The organism is Variovorax sp. FG153 (genome assembly GCF_057809595.1).
The window spans coordinates 1-8,060 of the sequence record NZ_JBMDKG010000093.1 but is presented as its reverse complement, the minus strand read 5'-3'; the positions used below and the strand labels follow the sequence as shown (position 1 = coordinate 8,060).

5 protein-coding genes are annotated in these 8,060 nt (G+C 70.6%); all 5 read right to left on the bottom strand.

The features are described 5' to 3' along the window. Positions 1-75: 75 nt before the first annotated feature. Positions 76-684, bottom strand: a complete 609-nt coding sequence (gene tagF, locus ACODT0_RS42055) for a type VI secretion system-associated protein TagF (protein WP_489044010.1) — start codon at positions 682-684, stop codon at positions 76-78. 17 nt (positions 685-701) lie between these two features. Further along, positions 702-4,304, bottom strand: a complete 3,603-nt coding sequence (gene tssM, locus ACODT0_RS42050; RefSeq protein WP_479671514.1) for a type VI secretion system membrane subunit TssM — start codon at positions 4,302-4,304, stop codon at positions 702-704. Next, the gene (locus ACODT0_RS42045) at positions 4,301-5,671 is read right to left on the bottom strand and encodes a DotU family type VI secretion system protein (RefSeq protein WP_479671513.1); all 1,371 of its coding nucleotides are present in this window, start codon (positions 5,669-5,671) and stop codon (positions 4,301-4,303) included. The genes tssM and ACODT0_RS42045 overlap by 4 nt, the downstream gene beginning before the upstream one ends. Before the next feature lie 205 nt (positions 5,672-5,876). Beyond that, a complete protein-coding gene (gene tssK, locus ACODT0_RS42040) occupies positions 5,877-7,208 on the bottom strand; it encodes a type VI secretion system baseplate subunit TssK (RefSeq protein ID WP_489044009.1) in 1,332 nt (443 codons plus the stop codon). 145 nt (positions 7,209-7,353) lie between these two features. Continuing rightward, a partial coding sequence (locus tag ACODT0_RS42035) for a DUF2345 domain-containing protein (protein WP_489044008.1) occupies positions 7,354-8,060 on the bottom strand: 707 nt, incomplete at its 5' end.

Genomic DNA, 8,060 nt, shown 5'->3' with positions numbered 1-8,060 from the left:
AAAAGAAAGTGACTCGCCCGCCGGGGCGAATTCCCGGCCGACAGCCTCAGCAAAACAATCAGAGGAAGACAAAGCTCACTCCCCTCCCCCAAGAAACAGCGCCTCGAACTGCAGATCCATCGGAAGCCCGACGCAAACCATCCGCAGCCCGCTTTCAACGGCAGGATCCCCGATCCACAAGGAGGCCCCTTCCAAAGGCAAAGCCAAGGCACCTTCAGAAGACGAAGCATCAGACCCAGCAGCACCGAACAACCGACCCAGCGCCGCATCGAACCGAGCCGCATCCAGATCGAGCTCCAGCCCTTCCAGAGCAGCCTGAGTAGCCAACCCCCACCACCGCAAGGCAGCCACCAACGCAGCCCCCTCGAGCTCAGAGAGCAACGGGTCTTCCAGCTCCACCGCCACGGTGAAAGGAAAGTACCGCCCCACTCCATCGACCGAAGGCATCAACACCCCGATCCACCCCCGCTCCCCCGCCACCCGAGGCCCCAGCACGAAGCACCACACCGGCGCCTCGAGGTAGTGCGAAGTCCAGTCCGCATGCCGATCCCGCAACCGGGCCAGCCCGCGCTGCAGCCACGCATCCCAAACGCCCCGAAACGACTCCGGCAGCCGGCGGTGCGCGAAGTCCCCCATCCCCGGCAACTTGCCGAACCATCCCGGCAATTGCGTGGAAGCGAACAACGGGGACGAGGCAAGGTTCACAAGCCCTCCGGGCACGAGAACTCGCGCAGTTCCTTCAACCGGATCGGGTGCTGCACGCTGTTGGTCGTCACCTCGAAGCGGGTGCGCCGGTTGCCGACCTGGAAGGTGATGAAGAACTTCTCGGGCGCGTCGCCGGCCTCGAGCTGGCCGTCGTCGAGCGTGCGGAACAGCGCCCACGGCCCATCCACCGCCGAACCCGAGCTGCCCGTCGCCGAGGGCGGGCTGACCTGCACGCGCACCTGGTTGCTGCCCTTCGGTCCGGGCCACTGCACCGCCATCGGCACCACCGGGCCGTGCGCGTACTTCACGAGCTGGCCGTCGACGTCGAGGATGAACTGCGTGATGCTCGCGTCCATCTCCACCGGCTTGAAATCGAGCCGCATCGACGGACCGCGCCCGCCGCCGCGGAAGAAGATCTCCTTGATGCGCGCCGCGCGCTCGAACTGCGCCAGCGCCTGCGTGGTGATGGCGCCGCGCTCGGCCACGGGCTTGTAGCGCCACGGCCGCGTGCTGGTGTCGACCAGCGCGGCCAGCCGCTTCTGGAAGAAGTCGTCCATCAGGCCGCCCGCGCCGAACATCTGGCCGAAGTCCTCGGGCAGCACGTCGCGCTTGCTGTTCTGCACGAAGGGATAGCGGCCCGCGATGGCGCGCGCGCAGAACTCGGCCACGGGGCGCAGGTCCTGGCTCAGGTTGCCGCGCTCGGCCACCTGGGCCTGCGTGGCGCCGGTCTGGCTCAGGTTCTCGATCATGCTGCGCACCGGCTCGGGCAGGCGGCCGGCGTCGGACTTGAGCTTGCCGGCCACGTCGCCGGGCGGCGGCGAGGTGCGGCCCTTGACCGCGGTGTCGACCGCGTTGAGGTAGACGTAGACCTCGTTGAACAGCTTGAGCGCGTCGTCGATCGGCGCCGGCTGGTTCGGGCCGCCGGCGGTGACGAGGCGGCGCAGCGATTCGAAGCGGTCGTCGACGATGCTCTCGATGCGCTTGCCCGGCGCGACCTGGCGGCCGGGGTCGCCGCCGAACAGGTCCTCCAGGCCCTTGCGCGTGTTGCGCACGGTCTCGGTCGCCTTGCTCACCACGTCCTTGTTGGCATCGGCGGCGGGGATCAGCGTGGTCTGCTTGACCACCGCGCGCAGGAAGTTCGCGAGCGGCGAATCCACGCCCGAGAGGATGCGCGCGGTCTCGATGTTCTTGTCGAGGCCGGTGACGCGGATCAGCCGCACGTCGGCCAGCAGCGCTTCCCACTGCTTGACGTACTCGGCCAGGTAGAGCCGGCGCACGCGGTCGGTGAGCTCGCCGAGCGCGGCCACGTCGCGCAGCCGGTCGGCGGTGTTGCGGTCCTGGCCCAGCACCCACGGGTCCTCCTGCGCGAGCAGGCCGGTCAGCACCACCACCTCGTTCTGGAAGCGCTTGTGGTAGCCGTCGTAGGTGAACATGCCGGGCACGCCCTCGGTCAGCGGCTTGCCGCTGATGCGCTCGAACACCAGCGGGCCCGAGGGACCGGTGGCCTGCGCCACGCTGAAGGCCGGGATGTCGCGGGAGGCGCGCTGGCGCTTGAGGCGGCTGAACACGCGCTGCTCGAGCGGATAGCTCGCGAGCACCGCGCGCACGCTGCGCACCAGGTTCTCGTCCATCTTCAGCGGCGAGCGCGGCGGGCCCTGCGCGATCAGCACGTCGAGCTGGTCCTCGAGCTGCTTGCGCTGCTCCTCGGGAATGCCGCGGTCCAGGCTGCGCGACCAGTCGAGCGTGATCCAGGCCTTGAGCGCCTCGGCATCGAAGTGCTCGGGCTGATAGAGCATCAGGTAGCTCTTCAAAGCCTCGTAGGTGTACTCGAGGTTGTCCTTCTGCGCGGTGCGCAGCTGGTCCTCGAGCCGCTTGGCGATCTGCGGCAGGAAGGCTTCGTTGAGCGCGCGCTGGTGCACCAGCATGGCGGCGGCATCGAGCTTGTCGCCCTGGTAGAGGCCCAGGGTCATGGCCAGCGGCTCGTCGCCCAGGCGGTTCTCGGGCGTGCGCCAGATGTCGCGCAGGTTCTGCAGCACCGGCGCCACCTCGACCAGGTTCTGCACCCGCGCCGGCAGCGCGGCCAGGTTCTGTTTGGCCGGATCGACGCGCGCCTCGACCGACTTCAGGTAGTCCATGTTGCGCAGCGTGCTGTAGCCCCAGGCCGCGAGCAGGCCCACCGTGAGCAGCGTCATCGCGGCCACGGCCGCGAAGCGCAGCGTGTGGCGGCGGCGCTCGAGCTTGACGTCGGCGCCGGCCAGGCGCTGCTCGGGGAACACCACCTCGCGCAGCAGCGTGGTGAGGAAGTAGCTGCGCCCGCTCGACTTCTGCGGCGCGAGCATCGCGCGCTCGATGCCGAAGCTGCGCGCCAGGCTGCCCATCACGCGATCGATCGGGCTGCCTTCCTGCGTGCCGCTGGTGAAGTACACGCCGCGCACCCATGGCGGCTGGGTGAAGCGCGAGCCGGTGAAGACCTGGTCGAGCAGGTCCGACAGCAGCGGGCCGATGGCGCCGAACTGCGCCGGGAAGCCGAAGATCGCGGCACGGCGCGTGCCGTCGGTCTCGCGCTGCATGCGCGCGATCAGGCCGTCGTTGACGCGCTGGTGCAGCAGCGCGAACTCGCGCTGGAAGGCCAGCGACAGGCCCTTCTCGTCGACCTGCTGGTTCTCCTCGGGCGGCAGCGTGAAGCCGAACACCTGCGCGCGCTGCTCCTTGCCGAGGTCGTCGAAGTAGTCGGTGAAGCCGTACAGCAGGTCGCTCTTGGTGACCAGCACGTAGACCGGCAGCCGCGTCGTGAGCTTGCCGTCGAGCTCGAGCAGGCGCGCGCGGATCGAGGCCGCGAGCTGCGAGCGCGCCTCGGCCCCCTGGCTCAGCAGGTCGCCGACGCTGACCGTGAGGAACACGCCGTTGAGCGGCCGGCGCGGGCGCACCTTCTTGAGCAGGCCGAGGAAGCCTTCCCAGGCGCTCTTGTCCTCCGACTGGTGGCTGTCCTGCGTGGTGTAGCGGCCCGCGGTGTCGATCAGCACGGCCTCGTCGGTGAACCACCAGTCGCAGTTGCGCGTGCCGCCCACGCCGCGGATGGCGCCGGGGCCGAACTTCTCGGCCAGCGGGAACGACAGGCCCGAGTTGACCAGCGCGGTGGTCTTGCCCGCGCCCGGCGCGCCGATGAACACGTACCAGGGCAGGTCGTAGAGATAGCTGCCGCCCGAGATCGAGAGCCAGTCGCGCCAGCCGGGCTTCTTGCCGGCCGCGTGCAGCTTCATCTGCTTGAGCGTGGCCACCGCCTCGTTGAAGCGGGTGTCGAGGATCTGCTGCTCGCCGGCCACCGGCGTGCCGGCCTTGGCCGCGGGCGCCTTCATCAGGCCGTCGGTCAGGTGCTGGCTGGCGCGGCGCGCGCGCCAGCGGCGGTAGATGGCGCGCAGCAGCACCAGCAGCACGATCACGCCGATGACGATGGCGCGCACGGTCTCGCTCTCGAGCGGCGCCAGCGCGCCGATCTTCACCAGCGGGCCGATCCACCAGATCAGCAGCGCGACGACGATCAGCGCGAGCAGCGTCAGCAGCAGCGGGCTGAACAGGAAGCCGAAGATTTTCTTGATCATTTGGTCGCTCCCGTGGCGGGCGACGGCGCAGGCGGCGCGGCGGCGGCGGGCGCCGACGCCAGGCGCTCGGGCTCGGTCAGCAGCACCACCTCGACGCGGCGGTTGCGCGCGCGGTTGGCGGGCGAGTCGTTGGGCGCGACCGGCTCGGCATCGGCCTTGCCGTCGGAGCGCATGCGCGCCGGATCGACCAGCGTCGACAGCGCGCCCTTGACCGCGTCGGCGCGCGCGGCCGACAGGTGCCAGTTCGACGGATAGCGCAGCGAGCGGATCGGCTGGTTGTCGGAGTGGCCGGTGATCAGCACCTCGCCCTTGACCTCGGCCAGTGCCTGGCCGATGCGGCGCAGCACCGGCAGCGACTGCGCCATCGGGTCGGCGCTGCCCGAGCCGAAGAAGGAGTCGCCGCGCAGCCGCACCACGCTGCGGTCGGCCTCGTCGGTCACGGTGACCAGGCCCTGCTTGATCTCGGGCTCGAGGAAGCGCGCGAGCCGCGGCGTCTTGGCCGGCGCGGCCGGCGGCGCGATCTGGATGTTGGGCACGCGCAGGCTCGACAGCGCCGAGTAGGTGGTGTCGGAGCGGTAGTTGAGCGTGAGCCGCAGGCCGAACCAGGCCAGCGCGAGCAGCAGCGCGAAGCCGGCCGCGAACACCCACAGCGGCAGCGACTCGCGCAGCCGCACCGTGCCCGCGCCCTGCCCGCGCCAGTGCGGCGAGAGCTCGGGCTCGACCGCGGGGCGGTCCTTGGCGATCAGGTCGGCCAGCCGCTGGCGCACCGAGTCGAGCTGCGCGCGGCCGTTGTCGACCACGCGGTAGCGGCCCTCGAAGCCGAGCGCCAGCACGCTGTAGATCAGCTCGAGCAGCTGGCGGTGCGTGGGCACGTCCTGCGCGAGCTTGGCCAGCAGCTGGAACACCTTCTCGCCACCCCAGGTCTCGTTGTGGAACTGCACCAGCAGGCTTTGCTTGTTCCAGCCGGCCTGCACGCCCCAGGGCGTGTTGGCCACCGCCTCGTCGAGCGCGGTGCACAGCACGTAGCGCGCGGCCAGCACCGATTCGTTGCCCACGCCCGCGCGGCGCGCGTTCTGGTCGAACTGGTTGACGGCCTCGGCGGTGGAGGCGCGCAGCGCCGGCACGTTGGGCGGCTGCACCAGGTTGCGCAGCTTGCCGATCAGCACCAGCAGCTTGCCGGCCGCCGACACCAGCGGATTGAGCAGGCCGAGCTCGCCGAGGTCGGCCACCGGCGTGGGATCGGTGGCGGGGAAGAAAGGCGCGGGCGCGGCCGAGGCCGCCGGCGCATTGGCCGGCGTGCGCGGCTTGGGCTTGATGACCGTGCGCTCGGACTCGAAGGCGGCGAAGGGGTCGGGAGGTGTGCTCATGATGCGTGGGTCCCGCGAAGAAAGACGGGATCGGACTTCCGGACGCAGAGGACGCGAAGGTTCCGCGAAGGACGCGAAAGGAACACAAGAAATGGATTCCCGGACTTCTTTCGCGTCCTTCGCGGAACCTTCGCGCCCTTCGCGTCCGGGCAGCCCGAATCCGGCAGCGCATCCGTCTGGCACGACCGGATTTCCGTCGAGGTGTTCATGACCGGATCGCCCAGAACGCGAGGTCGAGGCCCGGGAAGTCGCCCGCGATGTGCATCGCCACGCCGCCCGACTGCTCGAGCTGGCGCCAGAGGTCGCTGTTGCGGGTCTCGAGCTCGAAGTAGTTCGCGCCCGCGTGGAACGGGATCTGGCGCGGCGCCACCGGCATCGGCGTCAGCGTGACGCCCGGCAGCGCGAGGTTGACGAGGTCGCGGATGCGCTCGACCGGGCCGATCTTGACCTGCGTCGGGAAGCGCGCGCGCAGTGCCTCGCTGGGCATGTGCGCGTTGACGGCCAGCACGAAGGTGGCGTTGCGCTGCAGCTCGACGTCGCTGACCACCGCCACGCGCACGCCGTGCTTGCGGTCGTGCAGGTCGATGCGGATCGCCGACTGCTCGAGCACCATCGACAGGCTGCGGCGCAGGTCGTCCATCAGCGGCCGGAAGCTCATCGCGAGGTCGTCGTGGATGTAGGGGCCGAAGCGCGCCACGCGGCGCGAGTCGCGAAAGCTCGCCAGGTCGCCGGCCAGGCCCAGCGCCTGCTCGAAGAAGCGCTGCGGATGCAGCATCGCGCTCTTCGCGAGATGCGCGAACACCGCCTCGTTGCGGTTCACGGTCTGCAGCAGCATGAAGTCGGCGATCTCGGCCACGCCGCCGGTGCCGCCCTGCGTCATGCGCCCGGCCAGCGCCTCGCCGCGCTGGCGCAGCAGGCCCAGCAGCTCGTCGAGCCAGGCGCGGATCACCGCATGGCCCGCCACGTCGAGCAGCGGCGGCAGCATCGCGCGCTCGAGCTGCACCTGGTTGTCGACGCGGCGCTCGACCACGCGCGCCACGCCCAGCGTGGTCCAGGCATCGGTCGCCTCGCTCGCGCGCATCAGCCGCGTGTGGAGCTGGCCCAGCTGCAGCATCGCGGTGCGCTCGCCCGCGGTGTTGGAGTCGGGCACGTCGGACTCGAGCACGCGGTGGCGCACCAGTTCCTCGTACTCCTCGGCATCGGCCTCGCGCGCCCCGGCGCGGCGCAGCGGCAGCGCCAGCACCACGGCCTCGTCGCGCATGGTCTGGGGGATGTCGATCGGTTCGGGCAGCGGATCGACCGCCGGCATGTCGAACACCGTGCCGTCGCCGAACACGCCCACCGCGCGCACCAGCGCCAGCTTGCCCAGCGTCAGCGCGGCCTGGTCGATCTCCAGTTCGGCGAAGCCCCAGGCATAGGGCGTGGTGGAGCGCAGCAGCACGTGCCGCGCGTGATCGGCATGTCGTTCGCTCTGCTGCAGGTGCTGGGGCTGCAGCAGCATCCCCTCGCTCCAGACCACTTTTGTTCGCCAACTCATCCGCTCGCACTCCGTCAACGGCAAGGGCTGCCTGTAAGAAGCGGTGAGTTTCCGGCGCGAGAAGTCATGGGCAAATCCGCCTTAAGGCCTAGCTAACGGCATAGGCGGCGCTCGAGGACGTACGGCGAAGGGAGTAGACGCGGGCTCAGAAGGGAGGACCGACCGGCCCGGTCTTGACGTGGCTGGCCGCGTGCTCGACCCAGCGGCCCGGCGTGCCGTGCACGATGCCCTCGCTGCTCCATTCGCTGAAGCTGCCGCCGCCGTTGACGACGATGCGCTTCGGCGCCGCGATGCGGATGTCCGCGGTGCTGCTGGTGATGCGCACGGCGCCGCGAGCCTCGAGGCCGATCGCGCCGGCGCGCGCCTCGACGCGGACCGCGCCGCTGGCCGCGATCCACCGCATGCCGTGGCGCAGCGCGAACAGGCGCACGCCCTCGCGCGCGGCGACCAGCAGCCGGCGCAGCGCGCTGAAGCTCGCGGGACCTTCGCTCGTGAGCGCGAGGGGACCGCCGGCCTGCAGGTGCAGGCTGCCCGGCGTGGTGGCGGCGATGCCAGCCGCGCTGGCGAGCAGCAGCTGCGCCGCCTGCAATTCGGGGCAACGGCCAGCGGCCGGATCGCCGGGGCCGCCACGGATCGCATCGTTCTGGGCTGCCAACACCTGCGCCACCCGCGACTGGTCGTCGCCGGCATCCTGAGCCTTCGCGGCCAGGGCGGCTTCGGCCAGCCCGCGGTGCAGCGCCCGCGCATTCGCGAGCCGCGCGGTGGTCTCGCCCATGTCGAGCGCATGGTTCGCCGCATTCGGCCGGGCCTCGGTGGTGATCAGCATCCCCCGTGCCGCCCTCAGCACCCCGT